The organism is Actinomadura harenae (assembly GCF_003696215.1).
In the GTDB taxonomy this organism is placed as follows: Bacteria; Actinomycetota; Actinomycetes; order Streptosporangiales; family Streptosporangiaceae; genus Spirillospora; species Spirillospora harenae.
Map to the genome: position 1 here is coordinate 90,384 of NZ_RFFG01000009.1, position 20,978 is coordinate 111,361.

Here is a 20,978-nt window from a genome sequence, read left to right on the forward strand (position 1 = left end):
ACAGGGGGAAGGGGAGACGCTCAGTCGGCGACGACGCGGACGGCGCCCGGCACGTACTCGCGCTGCCGGATCACCCGGTACCAGCCCTTGGGCAGCGAGATCGCCGCATGCTCCTCGTGCCCGAGGCGTCCGCCCGCGGGCAGGTGCAGGTAGTCGGGCGCGAGCGGGTCCGGATCGCGCAGCAGCGTCCCCTCGCAGGTCAGAGCGTGCGCGTGGCCGGTGGCCTCGCCGAGCGCGAGGACCATGCGGCCGCGTCCGTCGCGCGCCGCGGGCGGCAGGTTCCGGAGGGGCCGGGGCACCGCGTCCTCGGCCACCGGGACGATGAGGATGTCTCCCTGTCGGTACATGCCAAGGACGCTAGACCGGCCCTCCGACATTTTCCGCACACCCGCTCTGACCAGGCAAAACGATGCTCGGCGGGAGGGGTGGCGGCAGGTCAGAAACCGCGGGTCCGGCGGGCCGCCGGGCGGGCCCAGCGTCCCGACGCGCTCAGCCCGACGCTCTGGAACGCCCGGACGAGCTCGCCGCCGAGGTTGACGCCCGCGCCGAGCGCGAGCGCGACCGACAGCGCGGCGACCAGGCTCATCGCGCCCTGCTGCGGCGACCCGGTGTTCAGCTCGACCATGCCCCGGTACAGGAGCGTCCCGGGCAGCAGCGGCGAGATCGCGGGCACGATGTACGGCAGCGACGGCGCGTTCCTCCTGCGCGCGAGCAGGCTCCCCAGCATGCCGATGACGACGGCGGAGACCGCCGACGCCAGCACGGGCGTGACCTTCCAGTTCAGCATCAGCGCGTACAGGGTCCAGATCAGCGCGCCGCCGATCGCCGCCGGGACCAGCACGTCGCGCGGGGTCGCGAGGAAGACCGCGAACGTGAGCGCGACGACCCCCGCCGCGATGATCGGGACGGGCTTCATCAGGGCCGGCGCGGACGTCATGTGCCCGACGTTGATGTCCACGTTCATCTTGACGGCCACGTACACCACGACGCCGAGCCCGGCGACGATCGCGGCGATGATGAAGAACACCTCCAGCACGCGCGCGCCCGCGCTGACCAGGTCCCCGGTGATGCCGTCCTGGACGGACGCGACGAGCGGGCGTCCCGGCAGCAGCGCCAGGATCGCCCCGGTCACGATCGTGGACGCGTGCGTCTGGTGGCCCGCGGCGATGACGAGCGCGGCGGCCGTCGCGGCGATCGCGGCGGCCACGGTGAGCTGGAAGAACTCGGCGATGCCGCGCCGGGCGAGCGCCGCGGCGGTGCGGTCGCCCAGCAGCGTCGCCACGAACGCGGTCGCGGCGACCAGCGGCCCGCCGCCGACCAGCATCGACGCGGCCGCCGCGATCAGCCCGAGGCACACCACCATCAGCCACGGCGGATAGGGCGCGCGGCCGCGCTTGATCTCGTTGAGGCGCGTGCGCGCGTCGTCCAGGTCCAGCATCCCGATGGACGCCTCCTGGACGAGCTTGTGGAGGGCGGTCAGCCGCCAGTAGGCGGGCGTGCGGCGCCGGATCGCGCGCGAGCCGGTCATCGGGGGCGTGGCACCGCCGGGATGCGCCGACACCATGATGGCGGTGAAGGTGACCTGGACCTCCGCGCGCGGGACCTCGTAGGCGACCGCGAGGCTCAGCACCGCCTCGTTCACGCGCTCGGTGGACTCGCCGCTCGCCAGCAGCAGTTCGCCGACCCGCAGCGCCAGCTCGATCGCCCTGGGGTCGAAACTCTCCCCGGGCTCGTCCTCGGGTGGTTCGGGAGGGGTGCCCTCCATCAGGACCAGCCAGCTCCGGCGCAAGCGCTCCTTGGTCCGACCCATGCCCGAACAAACCCTCCCGCCAGGCGTCCACAATCCTGCTCGCAGGCTACCCATGCCTCACGGGTGCTATACCGGCCCACCCCCCGCCGGGACCCCTGTGCGCGGGCGCCCGATCACGCGCTCGCTACGCTGGGTGACGAAGATCGCGTGGGACGTCCGCGGACGCCCCGCGCGCCCACGGACCGGAGGTGATCCGAACGTGCGCGTCGCACTGTTCGTGACCTGCGTCAACGACACGCTCTTCCCCGGGACGGGGCGGGCGACCGTGCGGCTGCTGGAGCGGCTCGGCTGCCGGGTCGAGTTCCCGGAGGCCCAGACGTGCTGTGGCCAGATGCACTTCAACACCGGCTACCGCGAGGACGCGATGCCGCTGGCGCTGCGGGTCGGGGAGGTGTTCTCCGGTTACGACGCGGTGGTCATGCCGTCCGGCTCGTGCGCGGCGATGGTCCGCGAGTGGTACCCGACGCTGGGGGTGGATCCACCCCCGGGCGTATACGAGCTGTCCGAGTTCCTCGTGGACGTCCTGAAGGTGAACGACGTCGGCGCCTACTTCCCGCACTCGGTCACCTACCACCCGACCTGCCATTCCCTGCGCTCCCTGCGCGTGGGGGACCGGCCCCACACACTGCTCTCCTCGGTGCGCGGACTGACCCTGCTCCCCTTGGGCGGGGCCGAAGAATGCTGCGGATTCGGCGGGACGTTCTCGCTGAAGAACCCCGCGGTGTCCGCGGCCATGTGCACCGACAAGATCCGCCACGTGATGGACACCGGCGCCGAGGTGCTGTGCGCCGCCGACAACTCCTGCCTGATGCACATCGGCGGAACGATGCGGCGCGACCGCGCGGGCGTACGAGTGCTGCACCTGGCCCAGATCCTCGCCTCCACAGAGGAGGACCCGGCATGAGCTCGACCTTCGTCGGGATGCCGCCGTTCCCGAAGGCGGCATCCAGAGCCGTGGGCAACGCCCAGCTGCGGCACAACCTGCACAAGGCCACGCACACGATCCGCGACAAACGCGCGGCCGTGGTGGCCGAGCAGCCCGACTGGGCCGCGCTGCGCGCCGCGGGCGCCGCGCTGAAGACCCGCGTCCTGCGCCACCTCGACCTCTACCTCGAGCAGTTGGAGGAGGCCGTCGAACGGGCGGGCGGACGCGTCCACTGGGCCGCCGACGCCACCGAGGCCAACCGCATCGTCCTCGACCTCGTGCGCGCGACGGGGGAGACCGAGGTCGTCAAGGTCAAGTCCATGGCCACACAGGAGATCGGCCTGAACGAGGCCCTGGCGGAGGAGGGGATCACCGCCTACGAGACCGACCTGGCGGAGCTGATCGTCCAGCTGGGGGACGACAGGCCCTCGCACATCCTCGTCCCGGCCATCCACCGCAACCGGGCGGAGATCCGGGAGATCTTCGAGCGCGCGATGGGCGCGTGGGGCCGCCCCGCCCCCGCCGGCCTGACGGACGACCCGCGCGCCCTGGCCGAGGCCGCGCGCCTGCACCTGCGCGAACGGTTCCTGACGGCGAAGGTCGGCATCTCCGGGGCGAACTTCGCGGTCGCCGAGACCGGCACGCTCGTGGTCCTGGAGTCCGAGGGCAACGGCCGCATGTGCCTGACCCTCCCGGAGACCCTGATCTCGGTCGTCGGCATCGAGAAGCTGGTGCCCACGTGGCAGGACCTCGAAGTGTTCATGCAACTGCTCCCGCGATCCTCCACGGGCGAGCGCATGAACCCCTACACGTCCATGTGGACCGGAGCCACCGAAGGCCAGGACTTTCATCTGGTGCTCCTGGACAACGGCCGCACCAAGGTCCTGGCCGACGGAGTCGGACGCCAGGCGCTGCGCTGCATCCGCTGCTCGGCCTGCCTGAACGTCTGCCCCGTCTACGAGCGCGCGGGGGGCCACGCCTACGGATCGGTGTATCCCGGCCCGATCGGCGCGATCCTGACGCCCCAGCTACGCGGATTCGGTTCCGAGCTGGACGAGTCGCTCCCCTACGCGTCCACGCTCTGCGGGGCCTGCTACGACGTGTGCCCGGTCGAGATCAACATCCCGGAGGTGCTGCTGCACCTGCGCGCGAAGGTCGGCGCGTCCGGCGTCCACCGGGTCGAGAAGCTGGCCATGGGCGCGGCCCGGCGCGTGCTCTCGTCCCCGGCGCTCCTGGCCGCCGGCCAGCGAACGGCGGGCCGCCTCCGGCGGCTCACCCCGCGCCGCCTCCCCGGCCCCTTGGCGGCCTGGACCGACACCAGGGACATTCCAGCGCCCCCACCCCAGTCGTTCCGCGACTGGTGGGCCTCGAGGGAGGAGCGGTAATGGGTTCGCGAGAGACGATCCTCGTGCGAGTGCGTTCGGCGCTCGCCGACGTCCCCATGGCCGAGGGGCCGGACGGCGTCCAGGTCCCGCGCGACTACCAGCGGACCAGATCGGGTCCCGACCTCATCGAACTGCTGCTGGACCGCCTCATGGACTACCGCGCCGTCGTCCACCTCGACACCCCGGTCGCCGAACTCGCGCGCGGACGAGGAAGGCTCATGGTCCCGCCCGGCGTCCCGGGGGAGTGGCTCTCGGGGGTGGACGTCGCCCGCGACGACCCGCCCCTCACGGCCACCGAGCTCGACCGCCTGGACGGCGTCCTGACGGGCTGCGCCGTGGCCATCGCCGAAACCGGCACGATCGTCCTGGACGGCGGCGAGGCCCAAGGCCGCCGGGCCCTGACCCTCGTCCCGGACTACCACCTGTGCGTGGTCCGCCGGGAACAGATCGTCCGGACCGTCCCGGAGGCGCTGGAACTCCTGGATCCGACGCGTCCGCTTACTTGGATCAGCGGCCCGTCCGCTACCAGCGACATCGAACTCGACCGCGTCGAAGGCGTCCACGGCCCGCGCACGTTGGAGGTCGCCATCCTCTGATCCCTCCCCCGGCGGCGCACGCGTTGTCCACAGAACGCCGTTCTATTGTGGTGACGTCGGCGACGGCTGATACCAAGGAGGCATGACTGACGCGACGACCACCGACGCCCTCCGCGACGACGCGGAGCGCTGCCTGCGCGGCCTGGCCGGGCCCGCCGCCCGGCTCCGCGACGACCAGTGGACCGCCATCCGCGCCCTGGTCGTCGAACGCCGCCGCGCCCTGGTCGTCCAGCGCACCGGCTGGGGCAAGTCGGCCGTCTACTTCGTCGCCACCCGGCTGCTCCGCGACCGCGGCGCCGGCCCCACCGTGATCGTCTCCCCGCTGCTCGCCCTGATGCGCAACCAGATCGACGCCGCCGAGCGCGCCGGCATCCGCGCCCGCACCGTCAACTCGGCGAACACCGACACCTGGGACGCGGTCTTCGCCGAGGTCGAGGCCGGCGAGGTCGACGTCCTGCTGGTCAGCCCCGAACGCCTCAACAACCCCGACTTCCGCGACCAGGTCCTCCCCAAGCTCGCCGCCGGCGCGGGCCTCGTCGTGGTCGACGAGGCGCACTGCATCTCCGACTGGGGCCACGACTTCCGCCCCGACTACCGCCGCCTCCGCACCCTCCTGGCCGACCTCCCGCCCGGCATCCCCGTCCTCGCCACCACCGCCACCGCCAACGCCCGCGTCACCCAGGACGTCGCCGAACAACTGTCCGGCGCCCGCCCCACCACCCCCGACACGCCCCCACTCGCGACCACGAACCCCCCGGCAGCGGAAGCCCCGACCACGGACCGCCCGGCAGCGGAGGCCCCGACGGGGCCTCCGGCCGGGGCGTCCGTGGCGGAGTCGGCGTCGGCCCTGGCCTCGGAGGGGACCCTCGTCCTGCGCGGGCCGCTGCAGCGCGACTCGCTGCACCTGTCGGTGGTCGAGCTGCCCTCGGCCGACCAGCGGGTGGCCTGGCTCGGCGAGCAGCTCGACGCGCTGCCCGGCTCCGGCATCGTCTACACCCTCACCGTCGCCGCCGCCCACGAGATCGCCGGCTACCTGCGCGACCGCGGCTACGCCGTCGCCGCCTACTCCGGCCAGACCGACCCCGACGAGCGCCTCCAGGCCGAACGCGACCTGCTCGACAACAAGCTCAAGGCCCTGATCGCCACCAGCGCCCTCGGCATGGGCTTCGACAAGCCCGACCTCGGCTTCATCGTCCACGTCGGCGCGCCGCAGTCGCCCGTGGCCTACTACCAGCAGATCGGCCGCGCGGGCCGTGGCGTCGACCGCGCCGAGGTGATCCTTCTCCCGGGCCGGGAGGACCGGGAGATCTGGGCCTACTTCGCCGGGCTCGCCTTCCCGCCCGAGCCGGTCGTCCGCACCACCCTCGACGTGCTGTCCGCCGCGGGCAGGCCGCTGTCGACGTCCGCGCTCGAGCCGATGGTCGACCTCGGCCGCTCCCGCCTGGAGATGATGCTCAAGGTCCTGGACGTCGACGGCGCCGTCCACCGCGTCAAGGGCGGCTGGGAGGCCACCGGCCGCCCCTGGGCCTACGACCGCGCCCGGTACCAGCGCGTCGCCGCCGAGCGCGAGCGGGAACAGCGCGCGATGCTCGACTACATCGCCACCACCGGCTGCCGTGAGGAGTTCCTCCGCCGCCAGCTCGACGACCCGTCCGCCGCCCCCTGCGGCCGCTGCGACAACTGCACCGGCGTCCACCGCCCCGCCGAGGTCTCCGCCGAGGGCGCCGCCGGCGCCCGCGACCGCCTGCACCGCCCCGGCGTGGACGTCCAGCCCCGCCGCATGTGGCCCACCGGCGTCAAGGACGACCTGGGCGTCTCCGGCCGCATCCCCGCCACCGACCAAGCCGAGGAGGGCCGTGTCCTCGGTCGCCTCACCGACATCGGCTGGGGCAACCGCCTGCGCGCCCTGTTCGCCGACCAGGCCCCCGACACCGACGTTTCGCCCGACATGTTCGACGCCATGGTGAAGGTCCTCGCCGCGTGGGACTGGAACACCCGCCCCGCCGCCGTCGTCTCCGTGGGCTCGCGCAGGCGCCCCCGGCTCGTCGGCAGCCTCGCCACCCGCCTCGCCGAGATCGGCCGCCTGCCCTACCTCGGTGAGCTCACCCCCGTCGGCGAGCCCACTCCGAGACGCCATAACAGCGCCCAGCGCCTCCGCACGGTCTGGGGCTCCCTCGCCCTCTCCGACGAGCTGGCCGCCGCCATCGCCCAGGCCGGGGGCCCGATCCTGCTGGTCGACGACCGCATCGACACCGGCTGGACCATGACCGTCGCCACCCGTCTCCTCCGCCAGGCCGGAGCCCCGGCCGTCCTTCCCCTGGCTCTTGCCGTCCCCTCCTGACCCACCGCCCGCCTGCGCCGCCCCTGCCCGCTTGGTCGGCGGCGCCGTCGGCCCGGCTGCACGAGGACGGTCACTTCGACCGGCCTCCGAGGAGCGGGAGGGGGACGTCGGCCGGGGAGGGGCGGCGGCTGTAGCTTGCCGCTGTGGCAAATGATGTTGAACTGGTGATCTTCGACTGCGACGGCGTGCTGGTGGACAGCGAGCCCATCGCGGTGCGGGTGCATTCGGCGGTCCTGACCGAGCTGGGCTGGCCGGTGAGCGAGCAGCACGTGATGGAGCGGTTCGTCGGGCGCTCCACCGCGTCCATCAACGAGATGATCGAGGCGGAGCTCGGCCCCGAGCTGACCGCCGAGGCGGAGCGGCGTTTCAAGCGGCTGCACGCCGAGGCGGTGGACGCCGAGCTCGTCACCGTCGAGGGCATCGAGGAGGCGCTGGACGGGATCGGGCTCCCGTTCTGCGTGGCGTCCAGCGGCAGCCACGACAAGATGCGGCACACCCTGGGCCGCACCGGCCTGCACGCGCGGTTCGAGGGACGGATCTTCAGCGCGACGCAGGTCGAGCGGGGCAAACCGGAACCCGACCTGTTCCTCTTCGCCGCCGAGAGCATGGGCGTGAGGCCGGAGGCGTGCGTGGTGGTCGAGGACAGCCGGTTCGGGATCCAGGCCGCGCGCGCCGCCGGGATGCGGTCGTTCGGCTACGCGGGCGGTCTCACCCCCGCCACATGGCTGGAAGGACCCGGAACGGTCGTCTTCGAGGACATGCGCAAGCTGCCGGAACTCGTGCGCCAGCTGGGCCTCACGGACTGACTCACATCTGGGCCGATCGCCGGGCCGCGTCCCCGTTCCGCCCGGACGATCGGCCCAGAACCACGCCCTCGCAGGCGCTCACGCCCGCGACGGCGGGTCAGAGGGCAGGAGCGGTCAGGACTTCGGCCAAGTGGTCGACGGTGGCGATGATGGCATCGAGGGCGGGGCCGGTGCGGGCGATCGTGAAGCCGTGGCGGCGAGCCCAGAAGGCGGCCTGGACGGCGTGGAGCTGGGCCCAGCGGTGGACGCGGTGGCGGTCCAGCTCGGCGGACTCGGCGAACACGTCCAGCGCGCGGCCGAAGGCCTTGGCGTGGTCGTCCGCCTGGAGGAGTGACAGGGCCCGGGATTTGAGCAGCGCGCCCACGTCGTAGGCGGGGTCTCCCGCGAGGCCCTTCGGGTCGATGACCAGCCAGGGTTCGCGCTCGGCCCGCAGGATGTTCCCCGGATGGAGATCGCCGTGGACCAGGGTGTCCGGTTGTGAGACGCCCAGCCCTTCCGCGGTCGCGATCGCGGTGTCCACGACGCGGTCCGGCAGGGCGTGCGGCAGCTGTTCGGTGTCCTTGCGCAGCTGGTCGGCCCAGGCGGGGGTCTGGTCCCGCAGACGCGGGACGTGCGGCGGAGCGGGGACGGCGAGGCGGCGGGCGATCCCCCCGGCGATCCGGATGATCCGGTCGTCGTCCTCAAGAGCGGCCAGTGTGGACGGGGAGGCACGTTCCAGGAGGAGCCCGAATCGTTCGCCGTCGTGCTCGTGCAGCAGGACGGCGCCCCGGCCGGCCCACGCCGCGAAGGCGTCCGGTTCGTGCACGTTTCCCGGGTGCGGGAACGACACCTTCAGGACGGACGGCCCGGCAGGCGCCCGGACCGGGACGACGACGCCCACGGCCCCGTGCGTGACCTCACCGTCCGGGACACAGTCCCAGCGGGCGAGCAGGTCGTCCACGATCAGGGGCAGTTCGGCGAGCCAGCGGGATCCCGGCTCGCCCTCCCGTGCGACGGTGCCGTCCGCGAACGCCTTGGGTACCTCGATCATCTGGGCACCCTACGCGCGGACGGCCGCCGGGGTCAGCGAATCGGGTTGTCCTGGACGTCCAGCGAGGGACGGGCGCCGAGGTGCTGGAGGGCCTGCGCGGCGAGGCGGTTGCCCGCCGACAGTGCCTCGGCCGGGGGCTTGCCGTCCAGCCAGGCGGGCAGGAAGCCGGCGACGAAGGCGTCGCCCGCGCCGGTGCCGTCCACGATCTTCTCGACCGGGTCGGCGGCGACGGTGATCGCCTCCGGGTGGCCGTTGGTGTACCAGAGCGAGCCGTCCGCGCCGTTCTTGATCACGACCTGGGGGTACCAGGCGGTCAGCACCTTGGCGGCGGCCTCGGGGTTGTCGCGGCCGGTGAGGACCTCGGCCTCGGCGGCGTTGAGGACCAGCAGGCGCGCGCCCTGCGTCCACTCCAGGAACGGCTCGGCGCCCATGCGCTTGAGCGGCGAGGAGGACGCACCGTCCACCGACACCGACATCTGCGCCTGGCGCGCGAGGTCGAGCGCGTGGATGGCGGCCTTCCGGGAGCCCTCGTTGATCAGCGAGTAGCCCGACAGATGGAGGTGGACGCCCTGGACGAACAGGTCCTTGCAGCGCTCGACGTCCTCGGGGAGCAGTGCGCTGTTGGCCCCGGGGTCGGACAGCATGGTGCGGTCGCCCTTGTGGGTGACCAGGACCACGCAGGTGCCGGTCGGGCGTTCGGAGTCCATCACGAGGCGGGCGTCGACACCGGAGCCCATCAGCTCCATGTCGCGGTTGCGCCCCGCGATGTCGGAGCCGCGGCGGCCGACGAACGCGACCTCGGCGCCTTCCATCGCGAGCCAGGCGGCGACGTTGGCACCGGACCCGCCACCATGGCTGGTGACGGCCGCGGGAGTGTCGCTGCCCTTGGCGAGGGGGAAGGCGGCACGTGCCACGGTGTCGGTCATCAGGTCGCCAACCACGACTACCCGGGTCATGGGGTCATCACCTCGATCAACACGGCCCGCAGAATGGCGGAGTGGGCGTAGGGCGGAGTTCGCGGGCAGGGCGTAGGCACGACCGTAACAGCTCTTGACCTCAGATGAGGTCTCGAACGCGCGGCGATGCCCAGGGACACGGCGCTTCACGCCGGCCGGACCGGTGCATTCACGGTCGAGGCGGACGCGGGCCACGCGGACCCGTGGCCTAGTCTCGGGTGCGTGAGCGGGGAGAGCAAGCGGGAGCATCCGGACCAGCGAGAACTTCCCGGCGGCCGGGACTATCCCGACCAGTGGGAGGCGGACGTCGTCCTCACCGACGGCGGGACGGCGCACCTGAGGCCGATCAGGCCGGAGGACGCCGACCTGCTGAGGTCGTTCTATGCCCGTCTGTCCGCCGAGACGATCTACTACCGGTTCTTCTCGCCTCGTCCCCACCTGTCCGATCGTGAGATCCAGCACTTCACGAACGTCGACCATGATCGCCGGGTCGGGCTGATCGCCACGATCGGCGGCGACATGGTGGCGGTCGTCCGCTACGACCGGCTCACCAACCGGCCCGGGACGGCCGAGGTCGCCTTCCTCGTCGAGGACGCGCACCAGGGCCGCGGCCTGGGGGCCGTCCTGCTGGAGCACATCGCCGCCGCCGCCCGCGAGCGCGGCGTCCACCGGTTCGTGGCCAGCGTCCTGCCCGACAACCGGCGGATGACGCGGGTCTTCCGCGAGGCCGGTTACAAGGCCGAGCAGAGCTTCGAGGACGGGGTGATCGAGCTCGTCCTCGACCTGGAGCCCACGGAGACCTCGGTGGAGGTCACGTCCGCGCGCGAGCACCGGGCCGAGGCGCGGTCCATCCAGCGGCTCATGACGCCGCGTTCCGTGGCGGTCGTGGGCGCCAGCAGGGCCGAGCACAGCGTGGGGCAGACCGTCCTGAGGAACCTGCTGGGCGGGGACTTCAACGGACCCATCTACCCGGTGCACCCCACGGCGAAGGCCGTCGCAGGCGTGCGCGCGTACGAGTCCGTCCTGGACATCCCGGACGAGATCGACCTGGCTGTCGTCGCCGTCCGGGCCAATGCCGTGCACGAGGTGGTCGAGCAGTGCGCCAACAAGGGCGTCCATGGGCTGGTCGTGGTTTCGTCGGGATTCGGCGAGGCCGGCCCTGAAGGACGTGCCCGGCAAGAGGAACTCGTCCGCCTGGCTCGGGCCTGGGGGATGCGCGTGGTCGGTCCCAACTGCCTTGGCATCGCCAATACCGACCCGGACTACCGCCTGAACGCGACCCTCGCGCCGACCCTGCCCGGACGCGGTCCAGTGGGCTTCTTCTCGCAGTCCGGTGCGCTGGGCACAGCGATCCTTCAGCGGACGGCCGAACGCGGCCTCGGCCTCTCCACGTTCGTTTCGGCGGGAAACCGGGCGGACGTCTCCGGCAACGACCTCATGCAGTACTGGGAAGAGGATCCGGCCACCAAGGCCGTCCTGCTCTACCTGGAATCACTGGGAAACCCGCGTAAGTTCGCGCGCCTTGCCCGACGGCTGTCCCGGCGTAAGCCGATCGTGGTCGTCAAGAGCGGACGCAGCACGCAGGGTGTTCCGCTGGGGCACGCGGCGCGCGCGCTGAGCCTGCCCGACCACGCCGTAAGCGCGCTGTTCGCGCAGGCGGGCGTGATCCGGGTCGAGGACCTTTCCGAGCTGTTCGACGTCGCGCAGCTGCTCGCCTACCAGCCGCTCCCCGCAGGGGACCGCATCGCCATCATCGACAACAGCGACTCCCTGGGGCTGCTCGCCCAGGACGCGGCGGTCGCGCATGGCCTCCGGGTCCGTCCTCCAGTGGACCTCGGGCCCCTCGCAGACGCGGACGCGTACGAGGCGGCCCTCGCGGCGGCGCTGCGCGACGAGAACGTGGACGCCGTCGTCGCGCTGTTCACCCCGCCCACGATCGGCGGCTACGACGTGCGCGTCCCGGAGAAGATCCTGAGGCTGGCGGCCGGGTCGTCCAAGCCGATCGTGGCGACCTACCTGGGATTCAAGGGCATGCCGTCCGACCTGCGGATCAACGCGCCGGACGGCAGCGCGGCCGCCGGGTCCGTGCCGTCCTATCCGGCCCCGGAGGACGCCGTCCGGGCGCTCGCCTATGTGGTCAGGTACGCGCAGTGGCGGCAGCGTCCGCACGGCCGCGTCTCGGACCTGATCAGCGCGGAGGACCGTCGCCGGGCCCGCGCGCTCGTCAGCGGGTGGCTGGACGACCTGCCCGGCGACGCAGCCCCGCTCACGGCCACGCGCGCGCAGGTGGCCGACCTGCTGACCTGCTACGGCATCCGGCTGGCAGACCCTGACCCGGACACGGGCGGGGACACGGCCGCTGCCCCCGGCTCGCAGGGGCCTGAGGTGGACTGTGACGGCTCGGGAGTGCCCGTCCGGATCCTGACCTCGGAGGACCCGTCCTTCGGCGCCGTGGTGTCGTTCGGGCTCGCGGACGAGACCGCCGCGCTGCTGGACGACCGCGCCTACCGGCTCGCGCCGCTCACCGACGCCGAGTCCGCCGAGATGATCCGCGCCATCCGGACCGCGCCCCTGCTGCTCGGCCACCGGGGCGCGGAGCCCGTGGACGTCTCCGCCCTGGAGGATCTGCTGCAGCGGGTCGCCAGGCTCGGTGACGACCTGCCGGAGGTCGCCCGGCTCGAGCTGAACCCCGTGATCGCGGACGCCTCCGGGGTGTCGGTGCGAGGCGTCCGCCTGCTGCTGCAACAGCCGATGGGACCGCGCCCCGAGCTCGGCCCGCGCCGCCTGGGCTAGGCCCTCCGGGAGCCGGGCGTCAGGACGGCGGTCCGGGTGCCGGGCCGGGTTCCGGCGGAATCGGATCAGGTGCCGGGCCGGGCGGGATCGGGTCCGGCGCGGGCCCGGGCGGGACGGGGCCCGGCTGCGGTTGCGGCGGTGCCGGGGGCGGCTCGGGACGCGGGACGGGCGGGGGCGGCAGGGGAGCCGGCTCCGGGCCGGGCCGGGGGATCGGCTGCGGCGAAGGAAGTGGATCTCTGTCTGTCATGTCCCCATCCGTACCCAGGACGGGCGCCGGAGGACCCTTCCGGGACGTCCACCAGGCCCGGGACCAGAGCGTTCGGCCCCCGGACGGCCCGGGCGACGGGTCCGCCGGACGCCTCGTGCGGGCGCGGAGTGCCCCGGCGGCGGGCCTTCCGGGGCCCGGAACGGTCCCGCCCGTGTGCGGGCACGGGCCCGGACAGGGCAGGATGGATACATGAGGGAAACCCGAGCGACGGCTCACGGGTTGCGCACCGCCATCGAGCGCAGCGGTTACTACCCGGGCCTGGTCGCGGACGCGGTCGAGTCCGCCATCGGCGACGAGCGCGTCGTCGCGTACGTGGTGCATCACGAGGCGGCGTTCGACCCCGCGATGGAGGTCCGCCGCCACGTCACCGTGCTGGCGCTGACCGCGAGCCGCCTGCTGCTGTGCCACACCGACGAGCACCCGCCCGGCGAGGGGATGACCCGTCCGCACGCGTCCACCACCACCGAGGCCGTGAAGCTGGACCGGGTCCAGTCGGTCGCGCTCACCCGGGTCGTCCCCGACCCGGAGACGTACGTGCCGGGCATGCCGCCCAGCGAGGTCGTGCTGACCATCGGCTGGGGCGCGATCGCCCACATAGATCTCGAGCCCGCGACCTGCGGTGACGAGAACTGCGAGGCCGATCACGGCTACACCGGCAGCGTCACCGCGGACGACCTCTCGCTGCGCGTGAGCGAGGCCGCGGACGGCGGGGACGCCGTCACCCAGGTCCTGGCCTTCGCCGAGGCCCTGTCCACCGCCACGGCCCGGTGACCGGCGCGCCCGCCCCCGGGCCCGGGGGCACCCCGTCGCCGCCCGCGCCGCGGTACGGGTCGGGGGCGCTGGCGGACCTCACCGCGTCCGTCCTGGGGACGCTGGGGGTTCCGGGGGCGACCAACACGCTTGGCCTGGCCCGGGTCCCGCGCGCGTGCGTGCTGGTCATCGACGGTCTCGGCTGGGACCTCCTGCGCGCGCACCCGGACGAGGCCCCGTTCCTGAACTCCATGGCAGACCGGCCGCTCACGGCCGGGCTGCCCGCGACGACAGCCACCAGCCTCGGGTCGCTCTCCACCGGGCTGCCCCCTGGCGCGCACGGTCTCCTCGGGTTCCAGTTCGCCGTGCCCGGCACAGGCCGCCTGCTGAACTGTCTCAGATGGCAGGACGATCTGGCCGACCCCTCCGAGTTTCAGCCGACACCCACGGTCTACGAGCGGGCGGCCACTGACGGTGTGGCCACGTCCTACATCTCGCTCGGTCTGTACAAGGAAACCGGTCTCAGCAAGGCCACCACGCGTGGCGCGGCCTACATCCCCGCGAACAGCCTGGGGCAGATCGTCGCGCAGGCCGAACACGCGCTGCGGCAAGGCGATCGCGCTTATGTGACCGCCTACCACGCCGACCTGGATTCGACCGGTCACCAGTTCGGCTGTGGCTCACCCCATTGGCGGCACCAACTCCGCTTTATGGACCTTCTCGCCGAGCAGATCGCGGAGATTCTGCCGTCCGGCGCGGCGCTTTATGTGACGGGCGACCACGGCATGACCAACCCGGTCGACCGGGTGGACGTCGATACCGTTCCCGAGTTGGCCGCTGGGATCGCCCTGCTGGGCGGGGACGCCCGGTGCCGTTACGTCTATGCCGAGCCCGGTGCGGAGGCCGACGTGCTCGCCGCATGGCGCGCGACGGTCGGGGACCGGGCCTGGGTCGCGTCCCGGGAGGAGGCCGTGGCGGCGGGCTGGTTCGGGCCGGTCTCCCCAGAACTGCTTCCTCGCATCGGTGATGTCGTGGCCGTGCCTTTCACCGACCTCGCGATCGTCGCGAGCACCCGCGAACCTTGGCTCGGCCGCATGGTCGGCATGCATGGCTCACTGGTCCCGGCGGAACAACTCGTCCCCCTGGTCGCCGCCGTCCGCGAATAGTACGTACGCGCAGGTGGACGGCTCGTGCGCACGCGTGTGGGGCCGTCCGCGCGTGCCGCACGGTGCTCAATACACTCGGTGGTGTGACGAACCTGCCTTCGGCTCTCCCTAATTCGGGCAATGCCGGTCAGACTGGCGATGTGAACCTTCTCATCGACGCGTCCATGCTGGGACGGTTGCTGAATTCCGGGGCACCCGCGCCCGTGCTGCTCGATGTGCGCTGGCACCTGGGAGGCCCTCCCGGCGTCGAGTCCTATAGGAAGGGGCATCTGCCCGGCGCGGTCTTCGTGGACCTGGACCGGGACGTCGCCGGAACGCCCGGTTCGGAAGGCCGTCACCCCCTGCCGGACCCGGCCGAGTTCCAGGCCGCGATGCGGCGCGCCGGAGTCTCCGGGGACAGCCGGGTGATCGTCTATGACGGCGCCGATTCGACGGCCGCGGCGCGTCTCTGGTGGACCCTCCGGTACTTCGGCCACGAGGACGTCCATGTCCTGGACGGCGGCTACCACGCCTGGACTACGGCGGGCCACCCGGTGGAGACCGATTCGACGCCCGGCCAAGAGAACACGGCCGCCGAGCCTGGTGACTTCAGGGCACGCCCCGGGAACCTGCCGGTTCTGGATGCGGAGGGGGCCGCGTCCCTGGCCAAGGCGGGTGTGCTCCTCGACGCGCGCGCGTCGGAGCGCTACCGGGGCGAGGTCGAGCCGATCGATCCGGTCGCCGGGCACATCCCGGGCGCCGTGAACGCGCCGACCCTGGGGAACGTGGGCGTGGACAGCCGGTTCCTGCCGTCCGGGCTGTTGCGCGAGCGGTTCGCCGAACTCGGCGCGACGGACGCGGTGGACGTGGGCGTGTACTGCGGCTCCGGGGTCACCGCCGCTCACGAGATCCTTGCCCTGCACATCGCGGGTATTCCGGCCGCCTTGTACGTCGGGTCGTGGTCCGCGTGGGTCGCGGACCCGACCCATCCGGTCGCCACCGGCGAGGCCTGATCCCGCTGCCGGTCACCCGGCGCCGAAGCAGGTCAGGCCGAGGAGCCCGGGCGAGCGCGGCAGCCCCGCCAGGGCCCTGGCAGGGCTCACTCCGGACGCCAGGCGGGCGTGCAGAGCGGCCATGAACGGCGGGGACGCGGCGTCGCGCACCGGCGCGGCGCTGGCCACGACCGTGCGGGTGCCGAGCGCCAGCAGGACGCCGACCATGCCGATCACCGCGTCGCCCGCTCCGGCGCGTCCGACGTCGCACGCGGAGAGGACGACCGTGCCGGGCGGCGCGGACAGGTCTTCCAGGTCGTGCACGGTGAGCGGGCCGTCCGCCAGGAGGAGCCGCGAGAACATGGGGTTGTCGGCCCGGAACTCACCGTGGACGGCCATGTGCACGAGTCCTGCCCCGTCCATGGCCCGCTGCACGGATTCGGCCCGCGCGCCGGGTCCTTCCAACGCGAGGGCCTTCGGGTGGATGCGGCGCAGCATGCGCGTCTCACGTCCTGCGTGATCGAGGCCGGGCCCCGCGACGAGAACCACGCGGGAGTCGTCGTTCTCGGGGATCGTGCGCGCGCGTAGCCAGGCCGTCGCGGACGGAACCACCGTGCAGGAGCGTCCGCGCAGGGACGGAAGGATGTGCCAGGGCAGGGCGTGAAGGTTTCCCGTTGGCGCGACGACCAGTTCGGGTGCGTCGACCTCGAGCGGTGCGATGAGCTGCTCGTCGAGCTTCCGCGCGGCCTTGGTGAGCAGATGGAGAGCGTCCGGGTTCCGCTCGTCGTCGATCAGGTCTCGTAGGGCCGCGTGGACGAACTCGACCTCGCGAGCCACCTGCGTGTAAGAGCCAAGCTCATGCCTCTGCGGACGGCCGTTGAGAAGGGTCACCGCCCACAACGCATCGTCAATGCAGACGAACTGAAGCAGCCCACGCTGGCCAAGGGCGCTCCCCAACTCGTGGATGCCGACGGGGCCGGTGGCCGTGCTTCGTATGGACGGCGAGAGGCTGTGTGTGCCCGCGCGTATGGACGACTCCAACTCGGCCATCCGCTCGGTCAGGGTCTGTGCCGGCTCCCCACGGGAGGTCGCGTGCGCACGAGCGCCGCTGAGCATCCGAAGCTCAGCAAGGGCAGCGGCCCGCCGCTGATCCCTAGGAGGACGCACCGCGACAGGACGGCGGGCCAACGCGCGGCGGCGTTCGTCGGCCTGCAGTAGTTCCCGGGCCGAGCGTGACAGCCGCAGAGCCAAAGCGGTGAGATCGTCCCCGACGCGCACGGCCCGAGCCCGCAGATCATGCGCGGCGAACACATCGGCATGATCGGCCAGGACGGAGAGGCCCGACCATACGGCGGCCAGCGCGCCCCTGAGATCGCCGCGCGACTGCCGTTCCAGGGCCGTCGCATGCCAGGCGACAACGCGGAGCGCGGCCGGGCCATGCGCGCGCGTACGAGCCAAGGGCGCCAACAGGTGGGCGGCGGGGCGTCCTAACTGAAGCGCGAGGCGAGCGCCAATGATCCGCGCCTCAGCGGACGCCTCGGACCATCCGGAACGCGCCAGCCTGTCAGCGGTGGCGATGGCCGTGCTGAGCAGCACGGTCGACCGCTCGCCCGTCTCCCAACGCGCGCGCAGGAGCAGGTGCTCGGTGAGGGGTAGCCAGCCCATGCGGTCCTGATGTGTGAAGACATCGGCGGCCTCCCCAGCCCTGATGACGGCGGCCTGGAAGTTGTGGCATGCCAGCTCCGCGTGCGCCAAGAGCAGCAGCCCGTCGGCAAGGTCACACCTGTAGCCGCGTGCCTTGGTCTCGTTCACCACTGCCTGGAGCAGCTTGCGGGCTTCACAGGGGAGCCCGGCCTGGATCAGCGTCTCAGCACGGTCGAACCTGCATTGGGCGGCCCGCTCACCGGTCAGGCCCGGCTCAGCCTTCTCATACAGGCGCAGGGCTTTCGGGATGTCTCCACGCCGGGACGCCACGAACGCCAGATTCGCGTGCGCCATCGCCGTCTGCTGCCCGAGCCGGTGCTTCTCGCTGGTCGCCTTGGCCTCCTCAAGGAGCCGCTCGGCCTCGTTCATTTGGCCGCGCAGTGCCATGGCCAGGCCGAGGTTGGTGAGCATCCCGACCAAGGGAACGGGATCGGTGCCGCCGCGCAGCGCGGGGAGCGTGGACGCGGCGAGCGCGTCCGCATCGGTGATCCTCCCTGCGCGCGCGAGAGCACAGACCGTGTTGGCGGCCAGCCTGTGGGCGTCCGCCCCGTGGAGGACTCCATCGGCTTCTGCCGCCTCGACCAGTGCGCGCCTGGTGTCGCCGCGTGCCGCGAGCAACCCGACAAGATTCATCCGGACCTGCGCCACGGCGTACGCGGACGGCTCCGCAAGCGCCAAGGCCTGCTCAAGGCAGGCGATGCCCTCCTCCAGGTGGCCGAGCTCCTTGGCGGCAAGGCCGGCTGCCCTGAGGGCCACCACGAGCTCAGTTGTGTTTCCTGACGCCTTCGCCTGGGCGGCTCGCTCAGCCGCTTCCCGATAGGCCGTGGCCGGTTCGGTCGTCGCCAGTCGCAGCAAATCCTGTCCGAGGACGTCATCGAAGAGGTCCTGAGGCATGCGGCTCCGTTTCGGGGCGTCGATATGGACTTGTTGTGGGGTCAGAGACGGATCCAGCTCGTGACCACACAGGAGGCGTCCGGCAGGTGGAAGACCAGGCTGACCAGCCCTTCCGGGACTGCGGTCAACGCGAAGCGCCCGGTCTCGTCCGCGCGCGCGGACTGCTCGGCCGAATTGGGGTGGCGAAGCCGGACGTCCGCCACGGTCGCGGGAGCGAGCCGTCCGGTCAGGGCCAGGTCCTGTCCGGCGCCGGAGATCTCGACCTCGACCGTATGGCCCGGCGCGCTGAACCTGAGCAGCCGCATGCCGCTCGTACTGCGCGCCCCGGCCAGCTCGCGATTCTGCTCGTCCGTGAGTTCCGCCAGGTCCGCGTTCGGCTCACGCCAGCCGAGCGCGGACCGTCCGGCGGCCATCACGTCCTTCGGAACGGGATCGATCTGTTCGAAGGCGGCGCGCAGTTCGTCGAGGAACGGCTCTTCGTTCATGTCGCGAGCCTCCGGCGCAGTTGAGCGAGACAGCGAGTGCGAGCAGATCCGATGCTCCCGACCGGGATGTCCAGGGCCGCGGCCAACTCGCTGTAGCTGTGGGCGAGCGCGAGCATCCGCAGGAGGTTCTGACAACGGCGCGGCAACGTCCGCAGCGCTTCGCCGACCCGTCCGATCTGCTCGCGCGCGAGCGCGGTGTCCTCCGTCCCGGAAACGAACCGGTAAGCGCCTGACACGCCATTTCTCGTGATGGGACGGGGGACGTCGGTGAAGCACAACGGATCCGCCGGAGCCTCACGTCCACGCCGCCCTGCCAACAGCACCGCCTCGCGGCGCGCGGTGACGGCCAGCCATTGGGGAACGGCCTGCGGATCGCGGACGACGTCGATCCGCTCGACCAGCCTCAACCACGTCGTCTGGACGACGTCCCCGCAGTCGGCATCGTCGAGCCCGCACGAACGCGCGATCGCCCAGAGCAGCGGCGCATGCCGATCCACCAGCAGCCCCCAGGCCGCACTGTCACCGAGTCGCGCGCGCACGACCAGCTCACCCGATTCGACGTCCGCCACATCAGAGCCAGGCGAAACACGGGCACCGCCGCGCGGCACGTCCCCCGCTCCCTCCACACGCGGCCGCGCCACCGTCCCCGGCTCCTCCGTACGCGGCTGCGGCACGTGCCCCGCCTCCTCCGCGCGTGGGCGCGGCACCACTCCCTTCTCCGGCTCGCCTGCCATCACTCCAGGAAGAACCCGTCCTCTGCCCGTCCTTCCGGACGGCGCAGGACGTTCATTCAGGGCCACCCGCACTCCTCCAAGAGCCCTCGCTGAGCGCCGACATTAGGGCCGGGGGGCGGCACGCAGAGTGCACAAGGTGTCACGGTTACCGCATCGCCATCGCGCCGTGCTCAAGCCCTGATGATTACCCCGAGGTCCGGCCGGGTAGGGGACGCCGCCGGATCGAGGACGCGGTCGGCGGCCGCCACGGCGGGCAGGTCCTCGGCCGCCGCCATCGCCGCGATACGTCCCGCCACGGCGGGCGCCGCGAACGACGTCCCGCTCCATGTCGCATAGCCGTCGAACCGATCGGGGTCGATTCCGTTGACCCGCCCACGCGGCCCGTCGAACCGGACGAAGCAGCTCGCCACGTCCACGCCCGGCGTACTGGCGTCCACCCACCAGCCGTAGTTGGAGAACCAGGCCCGGTCCTCCGCGCGCGCGTCGAGCGCCGCCACACCGATCACCGACTTGAGCGCGGCGGGCCAGAACGGCCTGTCGCCCGCCGCGTTCCCCGCGCACGCGACGACGACCGTCTGCCTGCCCAGCATGGCCAGCGCCCGCGACAGCACCGGAGACGGCCGGTCGTCGAAGGTGTGGCAGCCGAGCGACAGGTTGACCACGTCCGCGCGGCCCCACTCCGACAGCCAGTACAGGGCGCGGATCACGTCCAGCTCGTCTCCGACGCCGTCGCCGCCGATGACCCGCCGGGCCCGGACCCGGGCGGACGGCGCGTGCCGCAGGACGACCCCCGCGACGAACGTGCCATGGCCGGCCTGCGCGTCCAGCTCGAAGTCCAGATCGGCGTCCAGGACCTCCGCGACCTCGGCCCGCTGCTCGGCGAACCACTCCGTACCCTCGTACCAGGGATGCGGATCCAGGCCCGTGTCCAGGATCGCGACCGTCACCTCACGCCGAACCGCGGACGCCTCGGGCATCGGCACGGTCGCCGTCGCACGGGGCAGATCGGCCGGCCCGCTCCACCACAGGGGCTGCCCGTGAACGAGATGGTTGGGGGAGACGCTCAGCTTGCGATGCCGCCCGTCGCCGGAGAGCTGGGCGGCCAGTTCGCAGACGTCCACCTTCGCGGGCGCGCGTAGCCGCAGGCGCGTGACGCCATGCTCGTCCTGGCGGGAGTCGTACCAGCGCCGAACCAGATCCTCGGCCGCCGCCGCGTCCTCCCCGGCCACGAGCACCTGGTCCCGCCGCACCAGCGCGGGACGCCCCGCGACCGGCTCGACCACCACGGCGTCCCGATGGCGGGCGAGCAGCCGCTCCAGCCGGGCCTGCTGATCGAACATCCACCCTCACTTCCGTCGACACGA

Annotated in this window: 17 protein-coding genes; 9 read left to right on the top strand and 8 right to left on the bottom strand. The window is 72.4% G+C overall.

Going from position 1 to position 20,978, the window contains the following annotated elements; genetic code table 11:
• Positions 1-20 precede the first annotated feature (20 nt).
• Complete coding sequence (locus EBO15_RS07305) at positions 21-347, bottom strand: hypothetical protein (RefSeq protein ID WP_122193543.1); 327 nt, start codon at positions 345-347, stop codon at positions 21-23.
• Between the two features lie 89 nt (positions 348-436).
• Entirely contained in the window at positions 437-1,810 is a 1,374-nt protein-coding gene (locus tag EBO15_RS07310; RefSeq protein WP_378237476.1) for a threonine/serine exporter family protein, read from the bottom strand.
• 199 nt (positions 1,811-2,009) lie between these two features.
• Here EBO15_RS07310 and EBO15_RS07315 point away from each other — a divergent pair, with 199 nt between their 5' ends.
• The 5 genes from EBO15_RS07315 (at position 2,010) to EBO15_RS07340 (ending at position 7,863) form a co-directional block, all read left to right on the top strand.
• The gene (locus tag EBO15_RS07315; protein ID WP_122193544.1) at positions 2,010-2,714 is read left to right on the top strand and encodes a (Fe-S)-binding protein; all 705 of its coding nucleotides are present in this window, start codon (positions 2,010-2,012) and stop codon (positions 2,712-2,714) included.
• Positions 2,711-4,120 (top strand): lactate utilization protein B, encoded by a 1,410-nt coding sequence (locus EBO15_RS07320; protein WP_122193545.1) that lies wholly within the window; start codon positions 2,711-2,713, stop codon positions 4,118-4,120. Before EBO15_RS07315 ends, EBO15_RS07320 begins: the two co-directional genes overlap by 4 nt.
• Positions 4,120-4,716 (top strand): LutC/YkgG family protein, encoded by a 597-nt coding sequence (locus tag EBO15_RS07325; protein ID WP_122193546.1) that lies wholly within the window; start codon positions 4,120-4,122, stop codon positions 4,714-4,716. The genes EBO15_RS07320 and EBO15_RS07325 overlap by 1 nt, the downstream gene beginning before the upstream one ends.
• Before the next feature lie 82 nt (positions 4,717-4,798).
• A complete protein-coding gene (locus tag EBO15_RS07335) occupies positions 4,799-7,057 on the top strand; it encodes a RecQ family ATP-dependent DNA helicase (RefSeq protein WP_233616035.1) in 2,259 nt (752 codons plus the stop codon).
• A 143-nt stretch (positions 7,058-7,200) separates the two neighbouring features.
• Positions 7,201-7,863 carry an HAD family hydrolase gene (locus EBO15_RS07340; RefSeq protein ID WP_122193547.1) on the top strand — a complete coding sequence of 221 codons (663 nt, stop codon included), beginning with the start codon at positions 7,201-7,203 and terminating at the stop codon, positions 7,861-7,863.
• 97 nt (positions 7,864-7,960) lie between these two features.
• On the opposite strand, the gene EBO15_RS07345 is transcribed toward EBO15_RS07340, so the two are convergent.
• Entirely contained in the window at positions 7,961-8,893 is a 933-nt protein-coding gene (locus tag EBO15_RS07345) for an aminoglycoside phosphotransferase family protein (protein ID WP_122193548.1), read from the bottom strand.
• A 32-nt stretch (positions 8,894-8,925) separates the two neighbouring features.
• The gene (locus tag EBO15_RS07350; RefSeq protein WP_122193549.1) at positions 8,926-9,849 is read right to left on the bottom strand and encodes a carbohydrate kinase family protein; all 924 of its coding nucleotides are present in this window, start codon (positions 9,847-9,849) and stop codon (positions 8,926-8,928) included.
• Between the two features lie 222 nt (positions 9,850-10,071).
• On the opposite strand from EBO15_RS07350, the gene EBO15_RS07355 reads away from it, so the two are divergent.
• The 4 genes from EBO15_RS07355 to EBO15_RS07375 all read left to right on the top strand — a co-directional run bounded on the left by EBO15_RS07355 (position 10,072) and on the right by EBO15_RS07375 (position 15,818).
• A complete protein-coding gene (locus EBO15_RS07355) occupies positions 10,072-12,642 on the top strand; it encodes a bifunctional acetate--CoA ligase family protein/GNAT family N-acetyltransferase (RefSeq protein WP_233616036.1) in 2,571 nt (856 codons plus the stop codon).
• A 457-nt stretch (positions 12,643-13,099) separates the two neighbouring features.
• Positions 13,100-13,681: a DUF5998 family protein gene (locus tag EBO15_RS07365; RefSeq protein ID WP_122193552.1), complete on the top strand. Its 582-nt coding sequence runs from the start codon at positions 13,100-13,102 to the stop codon at positions 13,679-13,681.
• Positions 13,682-13,839: 158 nt separating this feature from the next.
• The gene (locus EBO15_RS07370) at positions 13,840-14,826 is read left to right on the top strand and encodes an alkaline phosphatase family protein (RefSeq protein WP_325051876.1); all 987 of its coding nucleotides are present in this window, start codon (positions 13,840-13,842) and stop codon (positions 14,824-14,826) included.
• 140 nt (positions 14,827-14,966) lie between these two features.
• Entirely contained in the window at positions 14,967-15,818 is an 852-nt protein-coding gene (locus EBO15_RS07375) for a sulfurtransferase (protein WP_378237470.1), read from the top strand.
• A 12-nt stretch (positions 15,819-15,830) separates the two neighbouring features.
• Here the strand turns inward: EBO15_RS07375 and EBO15_RS07380 are convergent, their stop codons facing one another.
• From EBO15_RS07380 to EBO15_RS07395, 4 genes are all read right to left on the bottom strand, one after another.
• A complete protein-coding gene (locus EBO15_RS07380; protein WP_233616037.1) occupies positions 15,831-18,395 on the bottom strand; it encodes a CHAT domain-containing protein in 2,565 nt (854 codons plus the stop codon).
• Between the two features lie 41 nt (positions 18,396-18,436).
• On the bottom strand, positions 18,437-18,880 hold the full coding sequence (locus EBO15_RS07385) for a hypothetical protein (protein ID WP_122193554.1): 444 nt from the start codon (positions 18,878-18,880) through the stop codon (positions 18,437-18,439).
• Positions 18,877-19,449: an RNA polymerase sigma factor gene (locus EBO15_RS07390; protein WP_122193601.1), complete on the bottom strand. Its 573-nt coding sequence runs from the start codon at positions 19,447-19,449 to the stop codon at positions 18,877-18,879. Before EBO15_RS07390 ends, EBO15_RS07385 begins: the two co-directional genes overlap by 4 nt.
• Positions 19,450-19,784: 335 nt before the next feature.
• Positions 19,785-20,954: a S8 family peptidase gene (locus EBO15_RS07395; RefSeq protein WP_122193555.1), complete on the bottom strand. Its 1,170-nt coding sequence runs from the start codon at positions 20,952-20,954 to the stop codon at positions 19,785-19,787.
• Between the last annotated feature and the right edge of the window lie 24 nt (positions 20,955-20,978).

Coding starts and splice junctions, on each gene's coding strand:
- EBO15_RS07305 (WP_122193543.1), bottom strand. CDS start 347: ATGTACCGACAGGGAGACATCCTCATCGTCCCGGTGGCCGAGGACGCG.
- EBO15_RS07395 (WP_122193555.1), bottom strand. CDS start 20,954: ATGTTCGATCAGCAGGCCCGGCTGGAGCGGCTGCTCGCCCGCCATCGG.
- EBO15_RS07335 (WP_233616035.1), top strand. CDS start 4,799: ATGACTGACGCGACGACCACCGACGCCCTCCGCGACGACGCGGAGCGC.
- EBO15_RS07345 (WP_122193548.1), bottom strand. CDS start 8,893: ATGATCGAGGTACCCAAGGCGTTCGCGGACGGCACCGTCGCACGGGAG.
- EBO15_RS07365 (WP_122193552.1), top strand. CDS start 13,100: ATGAGGGAAACCCGAGCGACGGCTCACGGGTTGCGCACCGCCATCGAG.
- EBO15_RS07380 (WP_233616037.1), bottom strand. CDS start 18,395: ATGCCTCAGGACCTCTTCGATGACGTCCTCGGACAGGATTTGCTGCGA.
- EBO15_RS07325 (WP_122193546.1), top strand. CDS start 4,120: ATGGGTTCGCGAGAGACGATCCTCGTGCGAGTGCGTTCGGCGCTCGCC.
- EBO15_RS07320 (WP_122193545.1), top strand. CDS start 2,711: ATGAGCTCGACCTTCGTCGGGATGCCGCCGTTCCCGAAGGCGGCATCC.
- EBO15_RS07385 (WP_122193554.1), bottom strand. CDS start 18,880: ATGAACGAAGAGCCGTTCCTCGACGAACTGCGCGCCGCCTTCGAACAG.
- EBO15_RS07350 (WP_122193549.1), bottom strand. CDS start 9,849: ATGACCCGGGTAGTCGTGGTTGGCGACCTGATGACCGACACCGTGGCA.
- EBO15_RS07310 (WP_378237476.1), bottom strand. CDS start 1,810: ATGGGTCGGACCAAGGAGCGCTTGCGCCGGAGCTGGCTGGTCCTGATG.